The organism is Streptomyces sp. IBSBF 2435 (assembly GCF_036815005.1).
Lineage (GTDB): Bacteria > Actinomycetota > Actinomycetes > Streptomycetales > Streptomycetaceae > Actinacidiphila.
In genome coordinates, this window is sequence record NZ_JAJSYW010000132.1 from 1 (window position 1) to 25942 (window position 25942).

Here is a 25942-nt window from a genome sequence, read left to right on the forward strand (position 1 = left end):
CTCGCCACCGCCTCCTACGCCACCCCCTGAACCCCGCGCCGGCCTTCCGGCACGCCATCTTCTGGAGAACCTCCGTGAACGTCCGTCAGCTCGCCCTCGCCACCACCTCCCTGCTCGCCGCCCTCGGCCTGGCCGCCTGCTCCTCGTCCTCCACCGGCTCGGCCCGCGCGGACACCGCCGGCGGCGGCGCCACCGTCACGGTCCGGCTCCCCGACGGCGGCAACTCCGGGGTGCTCGCCCTCGGCCGCAAGGACGGCTCGCTCGACAAGGCCCTGGCCAAGGTGCACGCCAAGGTGGCGTGGACCGGCACGGCCGGCGCGTTCGCCCCCGCCGCGCAGGAACTCGACGCGAACGCACTGGACTTCGCCGAGGGCTCGATCACCTCCGCCATCGCCGCGCTGGCCCAGACGCCCGGCTTCAAGCTCTTCGCCGCCGTCGACCCCGACAAGCTGGGCGAGGGCATCCTGGTGAAGAAGGACTCCGGCATCAACACCATCAGCGACCTGGTCGGCAGGAAGGTCGCCGTCTGGCACGGCGGCACCAGCGAATACCTGCTGCTCAAGGCCCTTGAGCAGCAGCACATCCCGGTGGACAAGGTCACGCGGGTCTACCTCCAGCCCAACCAGATCGGCCCGGTGTTCAACTCCGGCCAGGTGGACGCCTGGTCCACCTGGGCCACCTACTCCGTGCCGACCATCGCCAACTCCGGCGCGCGCTTCCTGACCACCGGCGGCGAGGTCGGCTCGGAGAACTACGCCGTCTGGGCGGTCCGCAACGGCTTCGCCGAGCAGCACCCCGAGATCGTCAAGGCGCTCTACACCTACCTCCACGACGCCGGGGTGAAGCAGCAGCAGAACCCCGAGGCGTACCTCAACGTCAGGACCGATTCGGGTCCCGAGGCCGTCAGTGACGCGCAGAAGGCCGTGGAACTGCCGATCGACAAGGCGCTCGGCACCGCGCAGCCGATCGGTGCGACCCAGTTGGAGCACTTCGCCACCGTGGCGCAGTTCTTCGCCGACCAGAAGATCACCAAGGGCGCCTTCGACGTCAAGCCGCATGTGATCGACATCAACGCGACCGCGGCGAGCGCCAAGTGAGCACCCTGGCCATCGGCACGTCGGCGGACCCGGAGGCACCCGGGCTGGTCGCACCGCGCCCCAAGGTGGCCCGGCCGCGCCCGCGCGCGCTGAGCCTGGGGCTGCGGCTGCTCGGCCCGGTGGCGCTGGTGCTGGCCTGGATCTGGGCGTCCGCATCCGGCACCCTCAGCCCGTCGCTGCTCGCCTCGCCCCGCCAGGTGCTGTCCGCCTTCAGGGAGCTGTGGACCAGCGGCCAGCTCGGCGACGCGCTGTCCGTCTCGCTCACCCGGGCCGGACTCGGCCTGGCCATAGGCGCGTCGATCGGGCTGGTGCTCGGCGTGGTCACCGGATTCTCCCGGCTCGGCGAGGAACTGCTCGACTCCTCGCTCCAGTTGCTGCGCACCATCCCCTTCCTGTCCCTGGTGCCGCTGTTCATGGTCTGGTTCGGGATCGGCGAGACCGCCCGGGTGGTGCTGATCGCGGTGGCGACCAGTTTCCCGATGTACGTCTCGGCGGCCGGCGGCGTACGCAACACCGACCGCAAGCTGGTGGAGGCCATGCGCAGCTTCGGCATGGGCCGCCTCGCGCTGGTCCGCGAGGTGGTGCTGCCGGGCGCGCTGCCCGCGCTGCTGTCCGGGCTGCGGCTGTCGATGACGCTCAGCGTGATCGCGCTGATCGCGGCCGAGGAGATCAACTCCACGGCCGGGATCGGCTACCTGATGTCCACCGCGCAGGAATACTCCCGCACCGACATCCTCACCGTCTGCATCCTCATCTACGCCCTGATCGGCCTGGTCGCGGACGGCACGGCCCGGCTGCTGGAGCGGTTCCTGATGCCGTGGCGCAGCCAGGGGGCGGCGCGATGAGCGAGACACTGGCCGGGACCGCCCGGCACAAGCAGGACAGCGCTGCCGCCGAGCACCGGCACGGCGGCCGGGCCGCCGTCCGCATCCGGGGCCTGCGCCGCACCTTCGGCGCCCGCGATGTGCTGGACCGCCTGGACCTGGACATCGCCCAGGGCGAATTCCTCGCCCTGCTGGGCGCCAGCGGTACCGGCAAGACCACGCTGCTGCGCATCCTCGGCGCCCTCGACCGGCACGACGCCGGCACCGTGCTGGTCCCCGAGGCACGTACCGTCGTCTTCCAGGAACCGCGGCTGGTCCCGTCCAAGAAGGTGCTGGCCAACGTCACCGTCGCGCTGCCGCGCGGCCCGCGCACCAAGGAGACCGGCCGGCGCGCGCTGGCCGAGGTCGGCCTCGACGGGCACGCGGACGCCTGGCCCGCCACCCTGTCCGGTGGCGAGGCCCAACGCGTCGCCCTGGCACGGGCGTTGATCCGCGAGCCGGAACTGCTGCTGCTGGACGAGCCGTTCGCCGCCCTCGACGCGCTCACCCGGCTGCGGATGCACGACCTGGTCGGCGAGCTGTGCCGCCGCCACCGGCCCGCCGTGCTGCTCGTCACCCATGACGTCGACGAGGCGATCCGGCTGGCCGACCGGGTGGCCGTGCTGCGCGACGGCCGGCTGGCGACCGACGAGCGGATCGCCATCGACCACCCGCGCGACAGCGCCGACCCGCGTTTCGCCGCGCTGCGCACCCGGCTGCTCACCGAACTCGGCGTCCACACAGGCGCGCCCACGCCCACCACTTCCGAGGAGTCCCCCGCATGACCGTCAACATCGGTGTTCACAAGGCCAATCCCTCCCTCTACCACCTGTCGCGGCTCGGCCTGCTGGAGGAGCTGCTCCGCCCGTCGGGCGAGACCGTGGCCTGGCACCAGGTCGGCGGCCTGGACACCGCAGCCGCACTGGCCGACGGCACCATCGACTTCGGCGGCACCGGCTCCACCCCGCCGCTGTCGGCGCAGGCGGCCGGACACGACCTGGTCTACGCCGCCGTGTCGGCGCCGCGCCCCGGCCACGGCGCGCTGCTGGTCCGCGCCGACAGCGACATCGCGTCCGTCGCCGACCTCAAGGGCCGTACCGTCCACCTGGCGATCGGCTCCTGGCAGACCCACTTCGTGGCCAAGTCGCTGGCGCGGGAAGGCTTTTCCTACGGCTCCGACATCACCGCCGAGCGCTCCGCCGCCGACTCCTACGCGCGGCTGCTCGACGGCTCGATCGACGCGTGGGTGGGGCAGGGCGCCGAGCTGTCCGCCGCCCGCCGCGAGGGCCGGGTCCGTACCCTGGCCGAGGCCGGCGACCTGATCGCCGACCGCTCGGTCTTCTTCACCCGCCGCGACCTGGCCGACACCCGCCCCGAGCTGGTCGGGCTGATCACCCGGGCGCTCCAGGCCGCCGACGACTGGGCCGCGGGCCACCTGGACGAGGCCGCCGACATCGCCGCGGCCGACCAGGGCGGCTCGGCCGCGGACTGGCACGAGGCGCTGGCCGCGCTGCCCTGGCGGCTCGAACCGGTCTCCGACGCCTTCGTGGCCGAGCAGCAGGAGGCCGCCGACATCCTCGCCGAGGCCGGCTTCCTCGCCCGGCCGATCACGGTCGCCGACTCCCGCCACCCAGGCCTGGACACCGCCGCGGCGCAGGCCCTCGAAGCCCCTGAATCCCCGGAGAAGTGACCGTGCCCACCCCCGAAATCCTCTGGTACATCATTCCGCGCGAGGGCGCCTACCCGTGGGAGCCCGCCGGCCGGCGGAGCATCGACCTGGCCTACCTCCAGCAGCTGGGCGCCGCGGTCGACCGGCTGGGCTACGACGGCGCGCTGTTCGCCACCGACCTCTACGACGTGTGGCCGCTGGCCAGCGCGGTCGCCGCGGTGACCCGCCCCTCGTTCAAGCCGCTGCTCGCGGTGCACCCCGGGCTGATCTCCCCCACCATGCTCGCCAAGATGGCGCTGAGCTTCGCCCATCTCTTCGGCCCCGACCGGCTGCGTTTCAACGTCGTCAACGGGTCCACCGAAGCGCTGCGCCAGGCCGGGCTGCACCTCGAACACGACGAGCGCTACGAACTCAGCGCCGAGTACTGGGACATCGTCAAGCGGCTCACCGCCGGCGAGGTCTTCGACCACAAGGGCCGGTTCTACGAACTGGCCAGCGCCGGCGCCTCGCTGCGCGAACTGACCCCCGTCCAGGGCGGGGCGCACACCCCGCTGTGGTTCGGCGGGTCCTCCGCGCCGGGCATCGAGATGGCCGCCGAGCACGTCGACGTCTACCTCACCTGGGGCGAACCGCCGCACCTGCTGAAGGAGAAGCTGGACCGGGTGCGCGAGCGCGCCGCGCACTACGGCCGCGAACTGCGGCTCGGCCTGCGGCTGCACCTGATCGTCCGGGACACCGAGGACGAGGCGTGGGCCGCCGCCGACCGGCTGCTCGACGTCACCAGCCAGGCCACGTACACCCGGATGCTCGGGGACCCGGAGGGCAAGGACGGCGAGGGCTGGGCGCGGCAGTTCCGCCAGCACGGCGGCCGGGTGCCCGCGCACGCGCGGGAGCTGGTCAAACACCCGAACCTGTGGCCGGGCATGAGCCTGTTCCGCCCCGGACCCGGCACCGCCGTCGTCGGCAGCACCGAGCAGGTCGTGGAGCGGCTCAGGGAATTCCAGGACCTGGGCGTGGGCACCTTCATCCTGTCCGGCAACCCGCTGCTGGAGGAGGCGTACCGGATCGCCGAGACGGTGCTGCCCGCGCTGCGGGGCAGCGCGGGATGAACGGCCTGCTGGAGGACGCCCGTTCGCTGGAACTCGACCGGCTGCGGCACGACGTCCACGACCACCCCGAGACCGGTCTGCACCTGCCCCGCACCCAGCAGGCCGTCCTCGGCGCGCTCGACGGCCTCGGCCTGGAGCTGCGCACCGGCACGGCGCTGACCTCCGTGGTCGGCGTCGTGTCCGGCGCGCGGCCCGGGCCGACCGTGCTGCTGCGGGCCGACCTGGACGCGCTGCCGTTCCCCGACGGCCCCCGGCACGCCTGCGGCCACGACCAGCACGCCGCGATGCTGGTCGGCGCCGCGTACCTGCTGGCCGCCCGGCGGGACCGGTTCGCGGGCGACGTCCTGCTGATGTTCCAGCCGGGAGAGGAGGGCCACGACGGGGCGCGGCTGATGCTGGAGGAGGGGCTGCTCGACACCACCGGCAGCCGCCCGGTCGCCGCCTACGCCCTGCACTCCAGCGCGTCCGCGCCTGCCGGGCAGTTCAGCAACACCGCGGGGCCCGCGCTGGCCGCCAACGGCACCCTGACCGTCACCTTCCACGGCGCCGGCGGCCACGGCGCCTGGCCGCACCGAGCCCGTGACCCGATCCCGGCGGTCGCCGAACTCGTCACCGCGCTCAGCGCGGTGCCGGCCCGCCGCTTCGACCCGTTCGATCCGGTGGTGCTCACCGTCGGCAGCGTGCACGCCGGCACCCGGCCCAACATCGTGCCCGCGCAGGCCCGGATCGAGGCGACGCTGCGCGCGCTGTCCGACGACACGCTGGCCCGGCTCGCGGCGGTCGCCGAGCGCATCGCGCACGGCATCGGCGCGGCCCACGACCTGGAAGTACGGGCCGAGTACACCGCGGGGTACCCGGCGACCGTGAACGACGGCGCCGAGGCCGATCTGGTCGGCGCGGCCGTGGCCGACCTCTTCGGCGCCGCGCGCTTCCTGCGCGGCGGCCGTCCCGCGCTGGTCTCCGACGACATCGGCCGGGTGCTCGCCGAGATCCCCGGCGTGATGACCGGCCTCGGCGCCTGCCCGCCCGGCCGCGACCCGGCCACCGCCCCCGGCAACCACGCCCCGGACGCGGCCTTCGACGACTCGGTGCTGCCCGACGGCGCCGCGCTGCTGGCCGAGGTCGCCCTGCGCCGCCTCGCCGCCGCCGACCCGGCGGCCGGCTGACCGCGCCGTGTCCCCGTGTCTCCGCGTCACGGGGACACGGGGACACGGGGCGTGGCCGGGGGCGAGGCCGGCCGGCGGCGGGGAGGCGTGGAGCTGGACCGTGGTGACGCCCGGACGCTGGCAGCGCCGGGTGCGCCACTACGTCGGCGCCCGCGGCGCTGACCGGCAGTAACAGCACCGCGGCCCTGGATACGCCATCCGGCCGCCATCCTTTCGGGCGGCAGGCCGGCGGGTCGCCGAGTGACTTGTACCGGGAAGGGCGACGGTGAGTGCAAATTCCGAGATCAGGAGGACAGACATGACGTTTCGTCGCATCGCCATCACTCTGACGGGCATTGCCGCCGCTGCTTTCCTGGCGGCCGGGCCCGCTGCCGCCGCCACGAGCGACAGCGGATGGTTCGCCGGCAAGGAGGCGGCCCGCGGGGGCTTCTCGTACGAGAACCTCGGCGGCCCGTGGGGCATCACCCGCGCGCACGGCGGGTTCGAGGAGTCGGGGTCCCTCATCGGCGGCATCGACATCAGCGGCACCGACTACTGAGACCCGCCGCCCTGCGCCGGGGACACCCACACCGGCGCAGGGCCCGGAACAGCTAGCACTCCAGCAGCGCTTCGTGCCCACGTGATGTTTTTGGCGGATGTGCGTTGCCGGTAGCGGGTGCGTCGGGCGGTCGCCTGGCGGCGGCGTCGTCATGCGGACCAGCACAGGAGGCGTGGCGTCGTATACCTCCGCCACGCCCCTGATCACCCGTGGCCCACCCGGCAGCACCCCCCGGTCAGCCGCGCCCCGGCTGACCGCCAGCCCCGTACGTCCCCTGCGGAAAAGGCCGGTGCACCGGTCCAGGCGCGGTGCGTCCCGTATCTCGCCGGGTTCCCGGCTCGCCGCGCCGGCTGTTCAGGATCACGCACGACCACACCGTGGTCCAGTCGATGGTCGACGGAGGCCGCCTCACCCCGGAGGAGGCCGCCGCCCATCCCCAGCGGTCGCTGCTGGTACGCGCCCTGGGCCAGGGCGCCGGCGCCGACCTGCGCCTCCACGACGCCGGGCAAGGGGACCGGTATCTGCTCTGCTCCGACGGGCTGTCGGCGGTCGTGCCGACGGACGGGATCCGCCAGGTGCTCACCGCGACCGGTGAGCCCGGCGAGGCGGCCCGCCGGCTCATCGCCCTCGCCAACGACTCCGGCGGCCCCGACAACGTCAGCTGCGTGGTCGCCGACGTCGTGGAGCGCCGGCTGTAGGCAGGGGCGCAGCCCGGTCCGGCCCTCGGCTCCGCGCGAGGCGCGGGAGAACACCCGGCCGGGAGGGGCGCTCAGCGCCGGGACGTCACCCGTCTGGTGACGGCTGCCGGGCGCGTGCCCGGCCCGGACGCGAGGGTGGAGGCACCATCACTGCCGAGGGAGACGCCATGCTGGTCAAACTTCTGCACGACAACGGACTGCGGTCCACGCACTGCTACGACGCGGGTCTGGCGTCGGTGGGCCTGTCCCTCCTGGCGTGGGCGGTGTCGATGCAGGCCGAAGCCGCGGGTGTGTCCCGGGCGGACCGCTGGGGCATCTTCGTCGGGGAGTGGGCGCCCACCTTCTTCGGCCTCGGGCTCGCCCTCGCCCACCACGAGAGGCACCACGCCGGCTAGCGGGGGCCGGGGACCGCCGATAATCCTTTGCCCGGACGGCCGCCGGCAGGGAACATGCCACCCTGTGACCGACGACTCCCCCACCGCACCCGCGAAGCCGAACGGCGGACGGGCCAGGGCGCTGCTGCCGGACCTGACGCCGTGGCGCACCTCGCGCGACTTCCGCCTGATGTGGCTCGCCGGGGTGATCACGACCTTCGGCAGTTTCCTGACCGTGGTGGCGCTGCCGGTGCAGGTCAAGGACCTGACCGGTTCCGCCGCCGCGGTCGGCGCGATCGGCGCGGTGGAGCTGGTGCCGCTGATCGTCTTCGGGCTCTACGGCGGTGCGCTCGCCGACGCGATGGACCGCAAACTGCTGATCAACGCCACCGAGGCGGCGCAGGGCCTGCTGGCCGCCGCACTGCTGGTGAACACGCTGCTGCCGCACCCCGAGGTGTGGCTGCTGTACGTGGTGGCGGCGCTGTCCAGCGCGCTGACCGGGCTCCAGCGGCCGGCGCTGGACGCGATCGTGCAGCGGATCGTGCCACGCGACCAACTGGCCGCGGCGGCCTCGCTGAACGCGCTGCGCTATCAGGTCGGCGCCATCGCCGGGCCTTCTGTGGCCGGCCTGGTGATCGCCTGGGCCGGCCTGAGCTGGGCGTACACCGCCGACACCGTCACCTTCGCCGTCTCGGTCTGCCTCGGTCTCGGGCTGCGCCGCTCGCCGGCCGCGCACGATGCCGCGCCGCCGTCGCTGCGCGGCATCGCCCAGGGCGCGCGCTACGCCTGGAGCCGCAAGGAGCTGCTGGGCACCTACGCGATCGACATGGCGGCGATGTTCTTCGCCTACCCGGCCGCGATCTTCCCCTTCCTCGCCGACGACCTGCACGCCCGGTGGTCGCTGGGCCTGATGTACGCGGCCGGGTCGGTGGGTTCACTGCTGGTCAGTCTGACCAGCGGCTGGGCGACCCGGGTCCACCGGCACGGGCGGATGGTGGTGCTGGCGGCGGCCGGGTGGGGTGCGGCCATGGTCTTCGCGGGGTGGGCCGGGGAGATCTGGCTGGTGCTGCTGTGCCTGGCCGTGGCGGGCGGACTGGACATGATCAGCGGCATCGGGCGGAGCACGATGTGGAACCAGACGATCCCGGACGAGCTGCGCGGGCGGCTGGCCGGGATCGAGCTGCTCTCGTACTCGGTGGGTCCGCAGCTCGGCCAGGTCCGTTCCGGCGGGGTGGCCGCGCTCACCTCGGCGCGTACCTCGGTGTGGTCCGGCGGCGCGGCCTGTGTGGCGGCGGTGGGCCTGCTGGCGGCGTCGCTGCCCGCGCTGATGGCGTACGACGCGCGGGGCGCAGCACGCGCGCCCGAGCAGACCCCTGCCGCCCCGCGCACCGCGGACGGCGTGGAGATCGGCTGACGTCCGGCGCGCCGCCCGCGCCGGGCCCCGCGAGGTCCCGGGACCCGGCGGTCGCGCATCAGCCGACGAGCGCCGCGTACTGGTAGTAGGTGTTGCCGTTCTCGTCACCGGAGTGCGAGCGGCCGACCATGAGTTCGCCGGCGGCGGCCGTGGAGGAACTGCTGCTCTCCCGGTACGGGCCGACCGTGTGCTGGTTCTGCAGGGTCAGTTCCCGGCCCTGATAGGTCAGGTATGCGGTGCGGTACGAGGTGTTGCCGTTCTCGTCACCGGAGTGCTGGCGCCCGATGATGACTTCGTCCTCGGGCGCGGTGAAGGACGACGCGCTCTCCTTCTGCCCGTTCGTCCACGGTTCCGGATTGACGGTCACCTGATAGCCGTCGATCAGGATCCGGGCACAGTAGTACGTCGTTCCACCATTCTCGTCACCCGAATGGGCACGGCCGATCATCACATAGTTGGTCGGGCATTGGAACGCGGTCCCACTGGATTCCGTGATCGTCTGCGGAACTCCGGCGATGATCCTGATGACGCCCGTCGGTCCTGCGGGCTTCGCGGTGGCGACACCGGTGCCCAGGGTGGTGACGAGGACGCCGAGCGCGCCGACTGCGGCGGCGCGGCGGCCTATGCGGGGCAGACTGGCCATGACTGTTCCCTTCTCGGACTTACCCGAATGGGGTGGTGCCCCAGAAGGATGGCCAGGCGATGAACTCGTGAACAGGGCTTATCAGGTCGCTTCGACAATACGGACAAGAATGCCCCCGCTGTCTCGTTCCCGGCCCGTTGACAAACCAAAATCCGGACCGGTCCACAGCTCATTGCACTCAATTTACCGCGGAGCAAGAATTCCCCCGGCCCGAAATCCTCTTCTGTGCTGCCGTTCCGCGCCGGCGGGGTGTGACGCGATTCCGCCGCCCCCGGTGGGAGCGCGGGCGCCCACCCGCGTTCCGTACGGCCGGGGAGGGGACGCGGTCCGTCCCCTCCCCGGTGTGCCGCGGGCGGGCGGCGGTCACGACCGGGCACCGGTGAGGACAGGGCTCCTGATTACCGCGCGCTCCACCGGGAGGACAGCCGTCGTGACGGGGCTTCACGCGGCAGCCGCGGCCGACGGGCGGTCCGCGTCACACCGCTCTGCGGTAGAGCCATACGCCCAGCGGTGCGAACACGGCCACGATGCCGGCGTCCCAGGCGAGTGCCTGCCAGACGTCGGCGGTGGCCGGGCCGCCGAGCACCAGGACTCTGACGGCGTCGGCGGTCCTGGACACCGGCTGGTGCACCGCGAACGCCTGGAGCCAGCCCGGCATGGTGTTGACCGGGACGAACGCAGCGGAGGCGAAGACCAGCGGCGCCAGCACGGGGAAGGCCGCGGCCTGGGCGGTTTCCGGGTCGCCGACCGCCATGCCGACCACCGCGAAGATCCACGACATCGCGAAGCCGAAGGCCAGGACCAGCAGCACACCGCCGAGGAAGGACAGCACTCCGGCGTGGATGCGGAAGCCGATGGCGAAGCCGACCCCCGTCATCAGCGCCACGACGAAGACATTGCGTACGAGGTCGGCGACGGTGCGTCCCACCAGGACCGCCGATCTGGCCATCGGCAGCGAGCGGAACCGCTCCATGAGCCCCGTCTGCATGTCGGTGGCCAGGCCGATCGCGGTGTTCATCGACCCGAAGACGGCGGTCTGCACGAAGATGCCGGGGATCAGGAAGTCCACGTAGCTGACCCCGTGCAGCGCCGGGGCGACGACGCCGCCGAAGACGTACCGGAACATCAGCACGAAGACCAGCGGCTGGATGGTGGAGAAGACCAGCAGCCGGGGCACCCGGCGCAGTCCGATCAGGTTCCGCCAGGCGACGGCCAGGCCGTCCTGGGCGGTGCGCACCAGGCGGGGCGCCGCGTGGGTCAGCGACTCCTGGCGCTCCTTGCACGGGGCGGAGGCGGCCCCGGTCATGAGGCGCTTGCGGTCGGCGGGCCGTCCGCGGCGGGATCCGCCCCGCCGGAGTGGCCGGTCAGCTGGAGGAAGACGTCGTCGAGGCTGGGCTCCCTGACGGCCACGGTGCCGGGCACCAGGCCGTGCGCCTCCAGCAGCCGCAGCACTTCCAGCAGCGGCCGGGAGCCGTCGCGCGAGGCCAGGCTGACGCCGGGGCCGTCCACGTGCGGTGGCTCCTCGAAGCGGCCCTGGAGCAGATCCGCCGCCTGTTCCGCGCGGTCGGCGCCGGCCATGTCGAGTTCGATGACGGTGTTGCCCAGCCGGGACTTGAGCAGCGCGGGGGTGTCGTCGGCGATGACCTGGCCGTGGTCGATGACGACGACCCGGGAGGCGAGCTGGTCGGCCTCCTCCAGATACTGCGTGGTGAGCAGGACGGTCGTTCCGTCGGCGACCAGCCGGCGGATCAGGTGCCACAGGGCCTTGCGGCTCTGCGGGTCGAGGCCGGTGGTCGGCTCGTCGAGGAAGAGCACCGGCGGGTCGGGGACCAGGGCCGCCGCGACGTCCAGGCGTCTGCGCATCCCGCCGGAGTAGGTGCGCGCGGGACGGTCGGCGGCGTCGGTCAGCTCGAAGCGCTCCAGCAGCTCGGTGGCCCGCCTGCGTACCCGGGAGCGGCGTACGTGGGTGAGGCGCCCGATCAGCCGCAGATTTTCCCGGCCGGTGAGGTTCTTGTCCACCGCCGCGTACTGCCCGGCCAGGCCGATCAGGGCGCGTACGGTGGCGGGCTCGCGGACGACATCGTGCCCGAGCACCTCGGCGCGGCCGGCGCTCGGCGGCAGGATCGTGGTCAGGATGCGGATGGCGGTGCTCTTGCCCGCGCCGTTCGGCCCCAGCAGGCCCAGGACCGTCCCCGGCTCGACGTCGAAGTCCACCGAGTCCAGTGCGGTCAACTGCCCGAACTGCTTGCTCAGGCAGGAGACGGTGATCGCTGGCCGGTCCACGGAACCACCTCGCTCGCTGCGGCACGCCCCCTGTCCTCCATAGTCACCCGCGGGCCGCCGCGGCGCGCGTCCTCCCGGCGTCATCCCCCCGGTGTCCGCCCGCCCCGTCCGTCGCCCGGCGGCACCCGGCGCCGCCGCATCTGCCCGAACTGCCAGGCGGCAGCGAACGCCGCGCCGCCGGGAAGCGCACCGGCCACCGCGTTGGCCGCCACGATCATGACGCCCACCAGGCCGAGCCCGAGGCGGGCACCGCCCAGCCGCAGCAGCCGCCGTTGCAGGGAGGCCAGGCAGGCCAGCGACAGCGCCTCGGAAAAGGCGGCGACGGCCAGCCGCTCCGGCCGGGCGGTCGCGACCAGACGCCGGGCCGAGATCAGGTCCTGCCGCCGGTCCACTGCGATGAGCACCGCGGCGGCGACCAGCGCTGCCGACACCAGCCACCACACCGGGTGCCGGGCCCGTGTGTGCGGTGGCCCGGCGGGATCCCGGCGCCGCCCGCCTCACCCTTTTCGTCCGTTCCGTCCGCCACGCGGCCGCCGTACGGCGAGGCCGCCGCCGACACGGCGAGCCACGGTCGGCGACCGGCTACACGTGGTACGCGACGGTCGTGACGACGACCTTCGGCAGCGGGCGCAGCGCGCGCTGCAAGCGGTTCGCGGTGCGGCTGTGCAGGAAGCGGTGCCGGCGGCGGCGCGTCACGATCTCCGGGACGATGATGGTCAGGGTCAGGCGCGGCTGCTGCTCGTGCAGCGCCTCGATGTAGTTGACCAGCGGCGCCACCGTCGCCCGGTAGGGCGAGACGAGCACCTCCAGGGGCAGGTGGTCGCCCCACACGTGCCAGTACCTCTGGAAGCGGTCAGCCTCGGCCTCGCTGGGGCTCAGGTGCAGGGCCATTACGGGCTGCCGGAGCGAGGCGGCATAGGCGAGGGCGCGCATGCCGGCCAGGTCCAGCGTGGAGATCGGCACGATCGACAGGTGCCGGATCTCCTCGGGGCTCTCCTCGTCCTCCCCGACCGTCCCCCGGGCGTCCGCCTCACCGGCGCCATCCCGGCCGGGGCCCTCCCGGCCGGCTTCCTCCCGGCCGGCTTCCTCCTCGGGCGGCTCCGGCGGGCGCGGCTCGTAGCGGCGACCGTCGTGCGACATCGGGATCTCGATCGACTGGGGGTGCAGCCGAAGCGCCGCGCGGACCGCCGTGTAGTGGCGGTGGATGCTCATCGTCACCATCAGGAACACCCCCACGGCGACGATCGCCACCCAGGCGCCCTCGGTGAATTTGGTGATCCCCGCCGTGATGAAGACGAGGGCGGACAGCAGGCAGCCGGTGGCGTTGAAGAACAGGCTCTTGCGCCAGTGCCGGTCGCGCAGCCGCCACCAGTGCCGCACCATGCCGGCCTGCGACAGCGTGAAGGCGAGGAACACCCCGACCGCGTACAGCGGGATGAGCGAGGCGGTGTCGCCGCTGAAGGCGACGAAGACCAGGGCGGCGGCCACTGACAGCAGGGTGATCCCGTTGCTGAACGCGAGCCGGTCGCCCAGCCGCAGGAACGCCCGCGGCGCGTGCCCGTCGCGGGCCAGCAGGAAGAGCACCCGGGGGAAGTCGTTGTAGGCGGTGTTCGCGGCCAGCAGCAGGACCGCCGCGGTGGCGGCCTGGGTGAAGACGTACATCGGCCCCGAGCCGAAGCTGCGGTGGGCGAGCTGCGACAGCACGGTCTCGTCGGAGCGGGGCACGACACCGTCGAGGACGGCGATGGCCGTGGTCCCCGCGAACATCGTGATCAGCAGGCCGATCATCCAGGTCAGGGTGGTGCGGGCGTTGCGCCATTCCGTCGGCTGGAAGGCGGGCACCGCGTTGGAGATCGCCTCGATGCCGGTCATGGCCGTGGAGCCGGAGGCGAAGGCGCGCATCACCAGGAGGATGCCGACACCCTCGGTGGCGTTCAGGTGCGGGGTCGCCGTCGCGTGGAAGTCCCGCCCGGCGGCGTCGTGGAGGCCCACTGCGATCAGGGCGAACACCGCGACGGTGAAGGCGTAGGTCGGGGCGGCGAACAGCGCGCCCGCCTGGCGCAGGCCGCGGAGGTTCCCGACGAGCAGCAGCGCGATCACGCCCGCGCCCATCGGGACGGTGTAGCCGGACACCGACGGCAGCGCGGAGGTGATGGCGGCGACACCCGAGGCGATCGACACCGCGACGGTGAGGATGTAGTCCGTCATCAGCCCGGCCGCTGCCACCAGACCTGTTACGCGGCCGAGGTTGTCGCTCGCCACGATGTACGAGCCTCCGCCGTGCGGATACGCGCGGATCGTCTGCCGGTAGGACACCCCGACCGCGAGCATCAGGAACGCGATCGCCGCCGCGACCGGCGTCGTGTAGTCCAGCCCCGCGGTTCCGGCCAGCACCAGCACGGCCAGCATGGCCTCGGGGCCGTACGCCACAGAGGACAGCGCGTCGGCGGACAGCACCGGCAGCGCCACCAGTTTGCGCATCCGCTCGCGGGTGACCGCGGTGCTCTTGAGCGGCGCCCCGATCACCGCGTGGCGCAGGCGCTGGGCGAGGCGGCTCGCGCCCGCGGCGGGACCCTCGTCGGCCGGCGACGTGCCGGGACCGAGCGGGGCCACGCTGACCATGCGGCCGAAGCGGTCCGGGCCGATGGCCTCGGACGGCGGGAAGGCGCCGAGGTCGGGATCGACCGGCAGCGCGTGCCGCTGCCCGGCGGGACCGCCCGACACCAGCGCCCAGGCCCGCCCGACCTCGCCCAGCACGTGCAGCTGATCCTCATCGAGGCCGGGCAGCGCCTCCGCGGGGCTGGGAACACCGGGGCCGGCCGCACCGGTCTCACTGTGGGCATCGTTCATGTGACCCAGTGTCATTTATCACCCGCGGTCAGACCGGGTCCCGCGCGCGCCTCAGCCGGTCAGGATATGACTCCACGCCCAGTTGCCGTATCCGGAACTCCGGACGGAGGCCGGACTGGTGACTCCGGATGGGCCACCCGGGAACTCGAACAGGCTGGCCGTGCTGGAGCCGTAGTCGTAGAAGGCCCCGACGTCGGCCCTGCCGTCAGCGTTGAAATCGCCCGGCAGCTGGGCCGAGTTGCCGGGGACGCCGCGGTTGCCGGCGGGTCCGGCGACCGTCGGGGTGTACTCGCCCCGGGAGTCGAATGCCGAGTCCATGGGTGCGGGAGCCGCCCAGTACGCCGGATAGGTGCCGGTGCCCGCGCTCGCCGATGAGGCGGTACCCGCCGCTCCGGCCGGCATCGCCGCCAGCATTCCCAGCACCGCGGATAAGCGGATGAGGAGCGAGCGTCTGCGTGCGCTCTGCGTTTTCACGAATTCCCCCGATTGTCGTCCGAGCCCGTACTCCCGGGACGGAGTGCTCACTCAGTGCGACGTCCGTGGGGATGATGCTGCTGTATCACGCGGGCGACGGCGCTGCGTTTGCAGAAATATCATGCTTGTCATGGTCGATCGGGGCGCGGCTTCCCGCGTGCGCGTGCCCGGCCGCGCGGGAAGGCGCGCGGCCGGGCAGCGTGTGGGGGGTGTGCCCGAGGGTGGTCGCCCGGTCAGAAGCCGGAGTTGCCCGACCCCCGGTTGATCGTGTAGCCACCGGCGTTGTTGAGGCCGCCGGAGGCCGCGCCGCTGACGGTGGTGTTGCTGACCGTCATGCTGCCGGTGACGTTGTTGATGTCGAAGCCGTACGTGCCGGCGCCGGTGATCGTGTCGCGGTCCAAGGTCAGATTGCTGATCGTGTGGCCGAAGCTGAGCAGGACCGCCTGGTAGGAGCTGTCCTTGAGGGTGTTGCCCGTGACGGCTATCGGCTGGGTGATGTCGCCCTGGGCGTCGGCGAAGATCCACAGGGCGCCGATGTCGGAGTTCCAGTTGGAGTGGTGGGAGCCGGCCCGCAGGAGCAGGTTGTTGCGGACGGTGGTGGGGCCGGAGAAGTTCTGGCCGAAGGCGGTGCTGATGGTGATGCCGGAGCCGAAGGCGACGGTGTCGCTGACGGCGTTGTTCTCGATGACGTTGCCTCCGCCGCCGTAGACGCCGATGCCGTTGGCCTGGATCGGGCTCTGCGCGGTGTTGTGTGAGACGGTGCAGTCGGTGACGTTGCCGCCCTCGGTGTCGAGGGCGATGTTGTCGTCGCCGGTGTTGCGTACGTTGGACTGCTCGACCCGGGAGCCGGAGCTGCCGCCGTGGACGTGGATGCCGTCGGCGTAGATGTCGCGGGCCCGTACGCCGGCGACGTCCAGGCCGTTGCCGGGCACCGCCCACAGGCCGACCTTGGCGTGCTCCATCCACACGTTGAGGATCAGCGAGCCGGAGGTGAAGGCGCCTTCGATGGCGGGCGCGCCCTGGTCGTTGTTGCGGAAGGTGTGGTCGCCGAAGACGGACAGGTCGGCGATCTGGTTGCGGCCGCCGGTCGTGTAGAGCCCGCCGGCGCCGTTCTCCGCGGTGGACTGGAGGGTGGTGTACCACTGCCCGGCGCCGCGCAGGGAGACGTTGTTCAGGCTGACCCGGCCGGAGATGCTGTAGGTGCCCGCCGGCAGCCACAGGCCCTGGCCGGTGCCGGACACCGCGCTGAGCGCGCTGTTGAGTGCCGCGGTGACGTCGCCGCCGCCGGGGTTCACGCCGTAGGTCGCCGCCGAGACGTAGCCGGCGGGCATCGCGTAGGCCGCGTCCACCAGTTCGGTGTCGATGGTGTCCACGGTGTACGTGCCGCCGGCGGTGCTGTCCTTCTGGAACCTCAGGACCGTGCCGGCCGGCCAGGTCGCGGCGTTCTTGAAGCGGACCTCGTCGTAGAAGTGGTGGCCGGAGCCGTCGCCGGGGTTGTTGGTGTCGTAGTAGCCGCCGCCGTACAGCCAGGAGAACTTGTTGGTCAGGGTGAGGTCGGTGACCTTGGTGCTGCCGGCGTAGAGGGCGAGCGGGGCGGTGGTGGGCGATCCGGAGGCGGTGTCGGGGATCGAGTAGCGCACGACCACGGAGTTGGCCGGCTCGGCGAGGGTGACCTGGACGTACTTGCCGGTGCCGGTGAGCTGGACGGCGCTGCGGCCGGCGGCCTCGGCGCTGAGCGAGGGGTAGGTGCGGCTGACCGGCAGCACGCTGCCGTTGGTGGTGGCGTCGGCGGCGCGGTATTCGGTGTAGGGGACGGTGGCGCCCTGGGCGGCGAGGGCGGTGCCGCCGGTGATGCCCACACCGTCGACGGCGACGTTGCCGGTGTCGCCCGAGTCGTGCTGGAGGCCGATCAGGTTCAGGCCCGAGCGCAGCGTGACGGACTTGGCGAGGGACAGCCAGCCGCTGCCCGCGGGCAGGCTGAGCTGGCCGTTCTTGATACCGTTGAGGTAGAGCGACAGGGTCTGCGCCGAGCCGGCGGAGTTGGCGTACGCGACGGACACCGCGTAGGTGCCGGCCGACGGTACGGCCGTGTCGATCTGCGTCTGGGCGCCCTGGGCGGTGAAGCCGGTCAGGTAGCCGCTGCCCGCGTAACCGGAGATCGAGGTGGCGACCGAGGGGCCGCCGGTGAAGAAGGCGGCGGCCTTGAGCGTCAGGTTCTGCGAGGCGGTGCCCCAGGTGTTCCAGTCGGCGGTCGCCGGCAGCGAGATCTGGGTGACCTTGGCGCCGTTGACGTACACCGACAAGGTGCGGGTCGTGGTGGTGCCGTTGGCGTAGCGGAGCGTGACCGGGGTGCTGCCGGCGCCCGCCGCGCTCACGGAGAAGGTGGTGGCGGCGCTGCCCTTGTTGCCGTCGGTGTAGCCGCTGACGAAGCCGCTGCCGGTGAAGCCGGTGTGGTCGCCGGCGATGACGGCACCGCCGGACAGCGCGGCGGACTCGGCCTCGTACTGGCCGGCCTGCGGGGCCGCGGCGGCGGCGAGGGTGATGTTGTCGAGGTTGACGTTGCCGCTGTCGGTGCTGTCGAAGCGGTATGCCACCGTGTCGGCGCCGGACTTGAGGGTGACCGGGGTGGCGAAGGTGCCCCAGGTGCTCCAGTCGGCGGTCGCCGGCAGCGAGATCTGGGTGACCTTGGCGCCGTTGACGTAGACCGAGAGGGTCTGGGCGGCGGTGGTGCCGTTGGCGTAGCGCAGGGTCGAGACATAGCCGCCGGCCGTCGGGGCGGTGACGGCGAAGGTGGTGGCGGCGCTGCCCTTGTCGGTGTCGGTGTAGCCGGCGACGAAGCCGCTGCCGGTGTAGCCGGTGTGCTCGGTGGCGGTCACGGCGCCGCCGGACAGGGCCGCCGACTCGGCTTCGTAGACGGTGCCGGCGGTGGACGCCGACGCGCGCAGGGCGGTCCAGCTGACGAGGGCGGCCAGCAGCGCGAGGAGCGCGATGATCGCGGCCGGCGCTGTTCTGGGCAGCCGGGTACCCCGGGGGAATTCGGGCATGAATGGGCTCCGCAGCAGGGAAGGGGGGTGGCCTGAGTGAGCCGCACCGTAGCCCGGCGGTAACTGCTGTGCAATGCGCCGGGAGGCTTTTGCGGAATACCGGCTGCGGAGTACGGAATCCGGGTGCCGCCTGCGACAAGTGCCCTGACCTGTCAGGACGTCGGCTCGCCGGTGGCTCGCGGGCGGACGCGGCTGAATGCGGCGAAACTTTTCGGTCGGTTTCTTGCTCGGCGCTTTCCCTGCGTCCCGGGGTGCTGCGGGACGCCGAATCGTATGCCGCTCAGCGTTTGCCGGTGTGGGTGGTGGGGGCGGGTGCGGTGGAGTGGCGGACGACGAGTTCGGGTTCGTGGAGGAGTTCTTTGGGGGTGGGGTTGGTGCCGTTGATCTGGTTGGCGAGGAGGGTGACGGCGGCGCGGGACATGGCTTCGATGGGTTGGCGCAGGGTGGTGAGGGGTGGGTCGGTGTAGTTCATGAAGGCGGAGTCGTCGTAGCCGACGACGGAGAGGTGGTGGGGGACGGTGAGTCCTTGGCGTCGGGCGGCGCGGATGGCGCCGAGGGCGAGGACGTCGCTGCCGCAGATGAGGGCGGTGATGCCGGTGGCGAGGAGTTCGGTGGCGACGGCCTGGCCGCCTTCGAAGGAGAACAGGGCGTGGCCGATGGGGTGGGTGTCGGTGGTGGTGGTGTGTCTTGCCCGGCTCTGGTTGTGGTGGTGGTGGGCGAGGGTGGTGAAGGCGGCGGCTTTGCGGCGGGAGGGGCTGTGGTCGGCGGGTCCGACGAGCAGGCCGATGCGGGTGTGGCCGAGTGAGGTGAGGTGGGCGTAGGCCTGCTGGACCGCGGCCACGTCATCGGTCGACACCTGCGGAAAACCGAGCGTGCGGGGACCGAGCCGTTCCTGGTGGTGCTCCGAGGCACGGACGGCCTGGCGGTCCTGGCGGTGTTCCGCGATCCGGTCGGGCCGCCGGTCGGTCGGGCCCGGCCGGTCCGGCCGGCGGTCGGGCTGCCGCTCCGCCTGGATCGCGGCGTAGTCGATCGCGGCGTTGAGCAGGACGACGGGCAGGCCCCGCTGGAGCAGGGCCCGGTATTCGTCGGCGCTCAGTCCGCCGCAGAAGATGACGCCGGAGACCTGCTGGTCGAGCAGCATCGTCACGTACTCGGCCTCGGTGAGCCCGCCCGCGGTGCGGGTGCAGAGCACGGGTGTGAAGCCGAGCTGGACCAGGGCGCCGCCCGCGACCTCCGCCAGCGCGGGGAAGATCGGGTTCTGCAGTTCGGGCAGCACCAGGCCCACCAATCGCGCCCGTACGCCCCGGAGTTGGGTGGGGCGTTCGTAGCCCAGCACATCGAGGGCGGTCAGCACCGCCTGCCGGGTGCTGTCCGACACTCCGGGCTTGCCGTTNGAGTTGGGTGGGGCGTTCGTAGCCCAGCACATCGAGGGCGGTCAGCACCGCCTGCCGGGTGCTGTCCGACACTCCGGGCTTGCCGTTCAGCACGCGGCTCACCGTCGCCTCGCTGACGCCCACCCGCTTGGCCACTTCCGCCAGTCTCCGAGTCATGACGCGATGTCCGCTTTCTTCGTCGAGGCCCGAGCGCCGGTCAGCGCTGCCGCAGCCATACCGTCGTATCGGTCGGCAGCTCCCCGGCGCCTGATCCCGCCGCGCCGGGGTCCGCCGGGTCGGAGCCGGGAGCGCTGGACAGGACGACGTCGGCGTCCGCGGGCAGCGGCACCGTAGCGCCCGAGAGGTTCGCCAGGCAGAAGAAGCCGTCGCCGCGGGCGAAGCCCAGGACGCCGGGAGCATGTCCCGGCAGCCAGCGGAAGTCCGCGCCGCGCAGCCCCCGCTCGCCGCGGCGCAGCCCCAGGGCCGCCCGGTAGAAGGTCAGCATCGAGCCGGGCCTGCCGTCCTGGGCCTGCACGGTGTGCGCGGCCCACTGCTCGGGCTGCGGGAGCCACGGCGGGGCGGCTGCGCCCTCCGGGCTGAAACCGAACGGCGGCTGGCCGCCGGACCAGGGCAGCGGCACCCGGCAGCCGTCACGGCCGATGTCGGTGCCCCCGGTGCGGTGGAAGATCGGGTCCTGGCGCAGCTCGCCGGGGATGTCCTCGACCTCCCACAGGCCCAGCTCCTCGCCCTGGTAGAGGTAGCAGCCGCCGGGCAGCGCGAGGTTGAGCAGCAGTGCGGCCCGCGCCCTGCGGGCGCCCAGCTCCAGGTCGGTAGGGGTCCTGTGCTGGCGCAGGGACAGCCCGAAGGAGGTGTCGGCACGGCCGTAACGGGTGACGTGCCGTGTGACGTCGTGGTTGGACAGCACCCAGGTGGCCGGGGCGCCGACCGACGCGTGCGCGGCCAGCGTCGCGTCGATGACCCGGCGCAGCGCCGCCGCGTCCCAGGGGCAGTTGAGGTAGTCGAAGTTGAAGGCGCTGTGCATCTCGTCGGCGCGCAGGTAGTGGGCGAACCGCTCCGGGTCGGCCAGCCACACCTCGCCGATCAGCGCGCGCGGCTCCTCATAGCCGTCGGCGAGGGTCCGCCAGGCGCGGTAGATGTCGTGTACGTCGTCCCGGTCGATGTACGGGTGCGGCACCGGCGGCGTGTCGGGGTCGAAGTCCGGCAGCGCGGGGTCCTTGGCGGGCATCGTCGCGGAGTCGATCCGCACCCCGTCGGCCCCGCGGTCGAACCAGAAGCGCAGCACGCTCTCGTGCTCCTCGCGGACCTTGGAGTTGTTCCAGTTCAGGTCGGGCTGCTCGGGCGCGAAGAGGTGCAGGTACCACTCGCCGGGCGTGCCGTCCGGGTTGGCGGTACGGCTCCAGGCCGGTCCGCCGAAGACGGACTGCCAGTCGTTGGGCGGCAGTTCGCCGTCCGTACCGCGTCCTGGGCGGAACCAGAACAGGTCGCGGGCCTCGGCGCCGGGACCTGCGGCCTTGGCCTCCTGGAACCAGGCGTGCCGGTCCGAGACGTGGTTCGGGACGACGTCGACGATGATCCTCAGGCCGAGCGCGTGGGCGTCGGTGATCAGGGCCTCGGCCTGTCCCAGGCTGCCGAAGGCCGGGTCGATGCGGCGGTAGTCGGCGACGTCGTATCCGGCGTCGGCCTGCGGCGAGGCGTACCACGGGGTGAACCACAGGGCGTCCACGCCGAGTTCGGCCAGATAGGGCAGGCGGTCGCGGATGCCGGTCAGGTCGCCGATGCCGTCCCCGTCGCCGTCGGCGAAGGAACGCGGGTAGACCTGGTAGATGACGGCGTCACGCCACCACTGGGCGGACTCGGCTGCGACGGTCTGATCGGCCACGGGGGCGGGCTCCTTCAGTGAGGGGGTGGTGATATCGGGGCAAAGTGCGCGGACAGTGGCGTGCGGAGGCAGCGTCCGGCGGCCCGGGGACCGCGGGGGAGCGGCCTGGAGGGGGTACGGGACAGGCGCGCCGCCTCAGCGGCCGGGCCGGTGGTCGGGCCGCCTCAGCGGCCGGCCCGGGTCAGCCCTTGAGCGCTCCGGCGGACAATCCGCCGAGGATGTGCCGCTGGAAGAACAGGAACAGCACGATCATCGGCACCGCCGCGATCGAGAGCCCCGCGATCATCTCGGTCGGCGGCACCTGCGTGGTGGACGTGGACAGCCGGTGCAGCGCCACCGACAGCGTCTGCTTGTCCGGGTCCTGGAGCACCAGCAGCGGCCACAGGAAGTCCTTCCACATCCCGACGACCGCGAAGATGGAGATCACCGCGAGCACCGACCGCGACAGCGGAAGCACCACGCGCAGCAGCGTTTGCAGCCGGGAGGCGCCGTCGATGCTGGCGGCGTCGAGGAGTTCGCCGGGGATCTGGTCGAAGAAGCGCCGCAGCACGTAGATGTTGAAGGCGTTGGCCGCGCCGGGCAGCCACAGCGCCCAGGGCGTGTTCAGCAGGTTGAGGTGGACCAGGGGCAGGTCGGTGACAGTCAGGTAGGCGGGCACCAGCAGGGCCGCGGAGGGCAGCATCAGACTGGCGAGCATCCCCGCGAAGATCGCCTTGCCGAACGCCGGCCGCAGTTTGGACAGCGCGTAGGCGGCGCAGACGTCCACCGAGATCTGGATCAGCCACCCGCCGGCCGCGTACCAGACGGTGTTGAGGAAGAAGTGCGCGATGTCCATCTGGCTCCACGCGTCGCGGTACGCGGCCACGTGCACGGACTTCGGCAGCAGCGTCGGGGTCTGCGCGGCGAATTCGCGCGGGGTCTCCAGCGCCGAACTCGCCATCCAGTACAGGGGGAAGAGGAAGGCGGCGGCGAACAGCACGGCCGTGACGGTGAGCACCGTGAAGTACGCGGCGCGGTAGCGGGGCCGGGCCAGCTCCTGGTCGGAGATCAGACTGCGGGTCGCCGGGGAGGCGGAGGCGCGTGTGGTCATGGTCGTGTTCCCTCGTGTTCCTCAGTCCGTTTCCCGGGTCAGCCGCAGATACAGCGCGGCGAACACCCCGAGGACGGCGAACAGCAGCACGCTCATCGACGCGGCCAGTCCGAAGTCGTTGTTGACGGCGAAGGCGTAGCGGTAGATCAGCGTCATCACGGTGATGGTCGACGGATCGGTGAAGCCGGTGAGCTGGAAGGGCTCGATGAAGACCTGCATGGTGGAGATGATCTGGAGCAGCAGCAGGACGAGCATGATGAAGCGCATCTGCGGGAGGGTCACGTAACGCAGCCGCGCCCAGAGCCCGGCGCCGTCCAGCTCGGCCGCCTCGAACAACTCGCCGGGGATGGCCTGGAGCGCGGCCAGGTACATCAGCGTCGCGCCGCCCATGTTGGCCCAGGTGGACACCAGCACCAGCGAGATCATCGCGGTGTCCGGCGACTGGATCCACTGCGAGGTGGGCAGGTGCGCGCCGCGCAGCGCGGTGTTGAACAGGCCGCCGCCGGGGTCGTAGAAGAACTGCCAGAGCATGACGCTGACGATCGGCGGCAGCATCACCGGCAGGTAGACCGCGATGCGGAAGTACGCCGTGAAGTGCCGCAGTTCGTTGAGCAGCACCGCGATGACGAAGGGCACCGCGTAGCCGAGCAGCAGCGCCAGGCCGGTGAATTCCGCGGTGTTCTTCCACGCGGTCCAGAACAGCGGGTCGTCGAAGAGGCGGCGGTAGTTGTCCAGGCCCACCCACTGCGGCGCGGTGATCAGGTTGTCCTGCTGGAAGCTCAGCATGATGCCCCGGACCAGCGGATACCAGGAGAACACCGCGAAGCAGACGATGCCGGCCGCCATGAAGCCGTACGCCAGCGCGTTGTCGGCGAGCCGGCGGCGCAGCCGGGCGTGCCGCGCGGCGAGTGCCCCGGTGCGGCCGTGGGAGGGGGCCGCCGGAGGGCCGGGGCGGTGCGGGGCCAGGGAGGTGGCCATGAGAACTCCTTCGTCGGCGTCCGCGGGCCGCGCCGGTCGGGGCTCGGCGGGGCCCGCGGACAGTGCGGGTCGGTCTTCCGGGTGCGCGCGGTCTACTGGGCCGCGAGCAGGGAATCGACCTGCTTGGACGCGTCAGACAGCAGGGAGTCGATGTCGGCGTCCTTCCGCGTGAGGACCTTGGCCATGGCGGTGTCCAGCACGGCGTAGATCTGCTGGGCCTTCGGCGGTTCGAGCACCAGCGGGATGCCGGCGATGGTCCGCTGGAAGGGCGCGTAGTTGCTCACCGGCACGTTGGCGTACCTGGCGTCGGCGGCTGCCTTGGCCTGCGCGGCGGCGCCGGTCCACAGGTTGGGTTCGGGCAGGCCGACCGGCTGCTTGGCCGCGGCCGCGCGCTGGGAGCCCAGCGCGATGCGGTCGGGGTTCTCGTACTTGAACATCACCCAGGCCATGGCGGCCTTGATCTGCTCGGGGGTGTCCTTGGGGTTGAACATGAACCCGCCGCCGCCGGCCAGGGTGCCCTGGCCGCCGGGGATCGGGCCCTGGCCGTACTCCTTGGGGTCGCCCTTGTACTGCGCGACGATGCTGGGGATGTTGTCCGAGGTGGCGAGGTACATGCCGAGCTTGCCCGCGCCCATCATCTGGAGCAGGTCCGCCCACTCCAGGAGCTGGCGCTCGCCCATCGAGTTGTCGGTCCACCGCATGTCGTGCAGCTGCTGGAGGACCGCCTTCCCCGTGGCGTTGTCGAAGTCGGCCTTCCAGGTGCCGTCGGACTGCTGCTTGGCGACGTCGCCGCCGCGCGAGTACATCTCGGCGGTGAAGTGCCAGCCGCCGGTGTTGGACTTGCTGTAGTCGCCGTAGCCCACGGTGCCGTGGCCGAGGGCGGCGATCTTCTGGGCGTCGGCGCGGACCTCGTCCCAGGTCGTCGGCGGCTTGTCCGGGTCGAGCCCGGCCTGCTGGAACAGCGTGCGGTTGTAGACGAGCCCCATCGAGTAATTGCCTTCGGGCAGGCCGTAGGTGTGGCCCTTCGCGTCCTGGAACACCTTGCGCAGCTGCGGCTTGACCTGGCTCGCGGCCGGGAACTGCGACAGGTACGGGGTGATGTCGGCCGCCTGGTGCTTGGCGATCAGTCCGGCCGGGTCGGTGTAGTACACGTAGAAGGCGTTCTCCAACTGGCCGCCGGCCAGCTTCGTGGAGAAGGTCTGCGGGTCCATCTGGCCCTCGTGCGGCACCACTTTGATCTTCGGGTGCAGCTTCTCGAAGGCGGACACGTCCTCCAGGAAGATCTTCCGGTTCACCGGGTCGGTCTTGGCGGGCATGTCGTTCACCGTGATGGCGACGACGCCGTCGGACGAGGTGGACGAGCCGGAGGAGCTGCCGCAGCCGCTCAGCGCGAGGGTGAGCCCCGCCGCTGCGGTGACGGCGAGGGCGATGCGGGCTCTGCTGCCCGCCGGGAAACCGGTCATGAATCGTCCCTGGTCATGAGGGGGGTGGAGGGGGCGGCCGCTCCCCGAGGTGACGCACAAGCTACGTCGCTCTCACCAGGCACGCAATACGTAAACACATTTACGCAAAAAACCCACGAGGCTGTCGATGTAATGCGTAAGGCATGCAAGTGAAACGCAGAAAATCAACAGCCGACCGCGGATATAGTGCGTTCATGGTACGCAAACTCGTGCAGGTGGCCCAGAAAGTCGGGGTCAGCGAGGCGACGGTGAGCCGGGTGCTCAACGGCAAGCCCGGAGTGTCGGACAGCACCCGGCAGGCGGTGCTGACCGCCCTCGATGTGCTGGGCTACGAACGCCCGACCCAACTGCGGGGCGTACGCGCCCGGTTGGTGGGCTTGGNGACAGCACCCGGCAGGCGGTGCTGACCGCCCTCGATGTGCTGGGCTACGAACGCCCGACCCAACTGCGGGGCGTACGCGCCCGGTTGGTGGGCTTGGTGGTGCCCGAGTTGCAGAACCCGATCTTCCCCGCGCTGGCGGAGGTCGCGGGCGGCGCCCTGGTGCAACTCGGATTCACCCCGATCCTGTGCACCCGGTCCGCGGGCGGGCTCACCGAGGCCGAGTACGTGACGATGCTGCTCGACCAGCAGGTCTCCGGCGTCATCTTCTGCGGCGGGCTCAGCACCGACGAGAGCGCGGCCCTGCTCCAGCGNAGTACGTGACGATGCTGCTCGACCAGCAGGTCTCCGGCGTCATCTTCTGCGGCGGGCTCAGCACCGACGAGAGCGCGGCCCTGCTCCAGCGCGGCGTCCCCGTCGTGCTGCTCAACGCCGCTGTCGAACACGGCGGTTTTCCGCAGGTGTCGACCGATGACGTGGCCGCGGTCCAGCAGGCCTACGCCCACCTCACCTCACTCGGCCACACCCGTATCGGCC

Annotated in this window: 20 protein-coding genes and 6 pseudogenes; 12 read left to right on the top strand and 14 right to left on the bottom strand. The window is 72.0% G+C overall.

All coding sequences use genetic code 11. From position 1 onward, the window contains the following. Nucleotides 1-74 precede the first annotated feature (74 nt). The 7 genes and pseudogenes from V7E46_RS23175 to V7E46_RS23205 all read left to right on the top strand — a co-directional run bounded on the left by V7E46_RS23175 (nt 75) and on the right by V7E46_RS23205 (nt 6442). Entirely contained in the window at nt 75-1097 is a 1023-nt protein-coding gene (locus V7E46_RS23175) for an NrtA/SsuA/CpmA family ABC transporter substrate-binding protein (protein WP_333770223.1), read from the top strand. Then, the gene (locus tag V7E46_RS23180; protein ID WP_333770224.1) at nt 1094-1942 is read left to right on the top strand and encodes an ABC transporter permease; all 849 of its coding nucleotides are present in this window, start codon (nt 1094-1096) and stop codon (nt 1940-1942) included. The genes V7E46_RS23175 and V7E46_RS23180 overlap by 4 nt, the downstream gene beginning before the upstream one ends. After that, nucleotides 1939-2544: pseudogene (locus V7E46_RS23185) on the top strand (ABC transporter ATP-binding protein); the annotation flags it as partial. The gene V7E46_RS23180 and the pseudogene V7E46_RS23185, both read left to right, overlap by 4 nt. A 197-nt stretch (nt 2545-2741) precedes the next feature. Next, nucleotides 2742-3650, top strand: coding sequence for an ABC transporter substrate-binding protein (locus tag V7E46_RS23190; RefSeq protein ID WP_333770226.1), 909 nt, complete (start codon nt 2742-2744; stop codon nt 3648-3650). Then, entirely contained in the window at nt 3647-4738 is a 1092-nt protein-coding gene (locus V7E46_RS23195) for an LLM class flavin-dependent oxidoreductase (protein WP_333770227.1), read from the top strand. Before V7E46_RS23190 ends, V7E46_RS23195 begins: the two co-directional genes overlap by 4 nt. Next, the gene (locus V7E46_RS23200) at nt 4735-5904 is read left to right on the top strand and encodes a M20 metallopeptidase family protein (protein ID WP_333770228.1); all 1170 of its coding nucleotides are present in this window, start codon (nt 4735-4737) and stop codon (nt 5902-5904) included. Before V7E46_RS23195 ends, V7E46_RS23200 begins: the two co-directional genes overlap by 4 nt. Before the next feature lie 298 nt (nt 5905-6202). Further along, nucleotides 6203-6442: a hypothetical protein gene (locus V7E46_RS23205; protein ID WP_329181658.1), complete on the top strand. Its 240-nt coding sequence runs from the start codon at nt 6203-6205 to the stop codon at nt 6440-6442. Nucleotides 6443-6645: 203 nt separating this feature from the next. Here V7E46_RS23205 and V7E46_RS23210 read toward each other — a convergent pair. Then, nucleotides 6646-6750: pseudogene (locus V7E46_RS23210) on the bottom strand (homocysteine S-methyltransferase); the annotation flags it as partial. A 42-nt stretch (nt 6751-6792) separates the two neighbouring features. On the opposite strand from V7E46_RS23210, the pseudogene V7E46_RS23215 reads away from it, so the two are divergent. The 3 genes and pseudogenes from V7E46_RS23215 to V7E46_RS23225 all read left to right on the top strand — a co-directional run. After that, nucleotides 6793-7140, top strand: a pseudogene (locus tag V7E46_RS23215) (PP2C family protein-serine/threonine phosphatase); the annotation flags it as partial. A gap of 167 nt (nt 7141-7307) precedes the next feature. Further along, nucleotides 7308-7535 carry a hypothetical protein gene (locus V7E46_RS23220; RefSeq protein WP_329181649.1) on the top strand — a complete coding sequence of 76 codons (228 nt, stop codon included), beginning with the start codon at nt 7308-7310 and terminating at the stop codon, nt 7533-7535. Nucleotides 7536-7599: 64 nt separating this feature from the next. Continuing rightward, entirely contained in the window at nt 7600-8928 is a 1329-nt protein-coding gene (locus V7E46_RS23225; protein ID WP_333770229.1) for an MFS transporter, read from the top strand. A 58-nt stretch (nt 8929-8986) separates the two neighbouring features. Here V7E46_RS23225 and V7E46_RS23230 read toward each other — a convergent pair whose 3' ends face one another. The 13 genes and pseudogenes from V7E46_RS23230 to V7E46_RS23290 all read right to left on the bottom strand — a co-directional run bounded on the left by V7E46_RS23230 (nt 8987) and on the right by V7E46_RS23290 (nt 25026). Then, complete coding sequence (locus tag V7E46_RS23230) at nt 8987-9571, bottom strand: hypothetical protein (protein ID WP_333770230.1); 585 nt, start codon at nt 9569-9571, stop codon at nt 8987-8989. Between the two features lie 475 nt (nt 9572-10046). Continuing rightward, complete coding sequence (locus tag V7E46_RS23235; RefSeq protein ID WP_333770231.1) at nt 10047-10877, bottom strand: ABC transporter permease; 831 nt, start codon at nt 10875-10877, stop codon at nt 10047-10049. After that, a complete protein-coding gene (locus V7E46_RS23240; RefSeq protein WP_333770232.1) occupies nt 10874-11854 on the bottom strand; it encodes an ATP-binding cassette domain-containing protein in 981 nt (326 codons plus the stop codon). The genes V7E46_RS23235 and V7E46_RS23240 overlap by 4 nt, the downstream gene beginning before the upstream one ends. A gap of 80 nt (nt 11855-11934) precedes the next feature. Continuing rightward, nucleotides 11935-12285 carry a hypothetical protein gene (locus tag V7E46_RS23245; protein ID WP_333770233.1) on the bottom strand — a complete coding sequence of 117 codons (351 nt, stop codon included), beginning with the start codon at nt 12283-12285 and terminating at the stop codon, nt 11935-11937. Between the two features lie 151 nt (nt 12286-12436). Next, on the bottom strand, nt 12437-14704 hold the full coding sequence (locus tag V7E46_RS23250; RefSeq protein WP_333770234.1) for an APC family permease: 2268 nt from the start codon (nt 14702-14704) through the stop codon (nt 12437-12439). Between the two features lie 51 nt (nt 14705-14755). Continuing rightward, the gene (locus V7E46_RS23255) at nt 14756-15178 is read right to left on the bottom strand and encodes a hypothetical protein (RefSeq protein ID WP_333770235.1); all 423 of its coding nucleotides are present in this window, start codon (nt 15176-15178) and stop codon (nt 14756-14758) included. Between the two features lie 233 nt (nt 15179-15411). Further along, nucleotides 15412-18222: a CBM35 domain-containing protein gene (locus V7E46_RS23260; protein WP_333770236.1), complete on the bottom strand. Its 2811-nt coding sequence runs from the start codon at nt 18220-18222 to the stop codon at nt 15412-15414. Between the two features lie 280 nt (nt 18223-18502). After that, nucleotides 18503-19648 (bottom strand): LacI family DNA-binding transcriptional regulator, encoded by a 1146-nt coding sequence (locus tag V7E46_RS23265; protein WP_333770237.1) that lies wholly within the window; start codon nt 19646-19648, stop codon nt 18503-18505. Between the two features lie 43 nt (nt 19649-19691). Further along, nucleotides 19692-19772 (bottom strand): annotated as a pseudogene (locus V7E46_RS23270) (LacI family DNA-binding transcriptional regulator); the annotation flags it as partial. Nucleotides 19773-19812: 40 nt separating this feature from the next. Beyond that, a complete protein-coding gene (locus V7E46_RS23275) occupies nt 19813-21495 on the bottom strand; it encodes a glycoside hydrolase family 13 protein (protein ID WP_333770238.1) in 1683 nt (560 codons plus the stop codon). A 181-nt stretch (nt 21496-21676) separates the two neighbouring features. Then, entirely contained in the window at nt 21677-22585 is a 909-nt protein-coding gene (locus tag V7E46_RS23280) for a carbohydrate ABC transporter permease (RefSeq protein WP_333770239.1), read from the bottom strand. 21 nt (nt 22586-22606) lie between these two features. Further along, complete coding sequence (locus tag V7E46_RS23285) at nt 22607-23563, bottom strand: carbohydrate ABC transporter permease (RefSeq protein ID WP_333770240.1); 957 nt, start codon at nt 23561-23563, stop codon at nt 22607-22609. A 92-nt stretch (nt 23564-23655) separates the two neighbouring features. Next, the gene (locus V7E46_RS23290) at nt 23656-25026 is read right to left on the bottom strand and encodes an ABC transporter substrate-binding protein (protein ID WP_333770241.1); all 1371 of its coding nucleotides are present in this window, start codon (nt 25024-25026) and stop codon (nt 23656-23658) included. 194 nt (nt 25027-25220) lie between these two features. On the opposite strand from V7E46_RS23290, the pseudogene V7E46_RS33975 reads away from it, so the two are divergent. Together V7E46_RS33975 and V7E46_RS23295 are read left to right on the top strand one after the other, a co-directional pair. Then, nucleotides 25221-25310: pseudogene (locus V7E46_RS33975) on the top strand (LacI family DNA-binding transcriptional regulator); the annotation flags it as partial. Then, nucleotides 25284-25942, top strand: a pseudogene (locus tag V7E46_RS23295) (hypothetical protein); the annotation flags it as partial. The pseudogenes V7E46_RS33975 and V7E46_RS23295, both read left to right, overlap by 27 nt.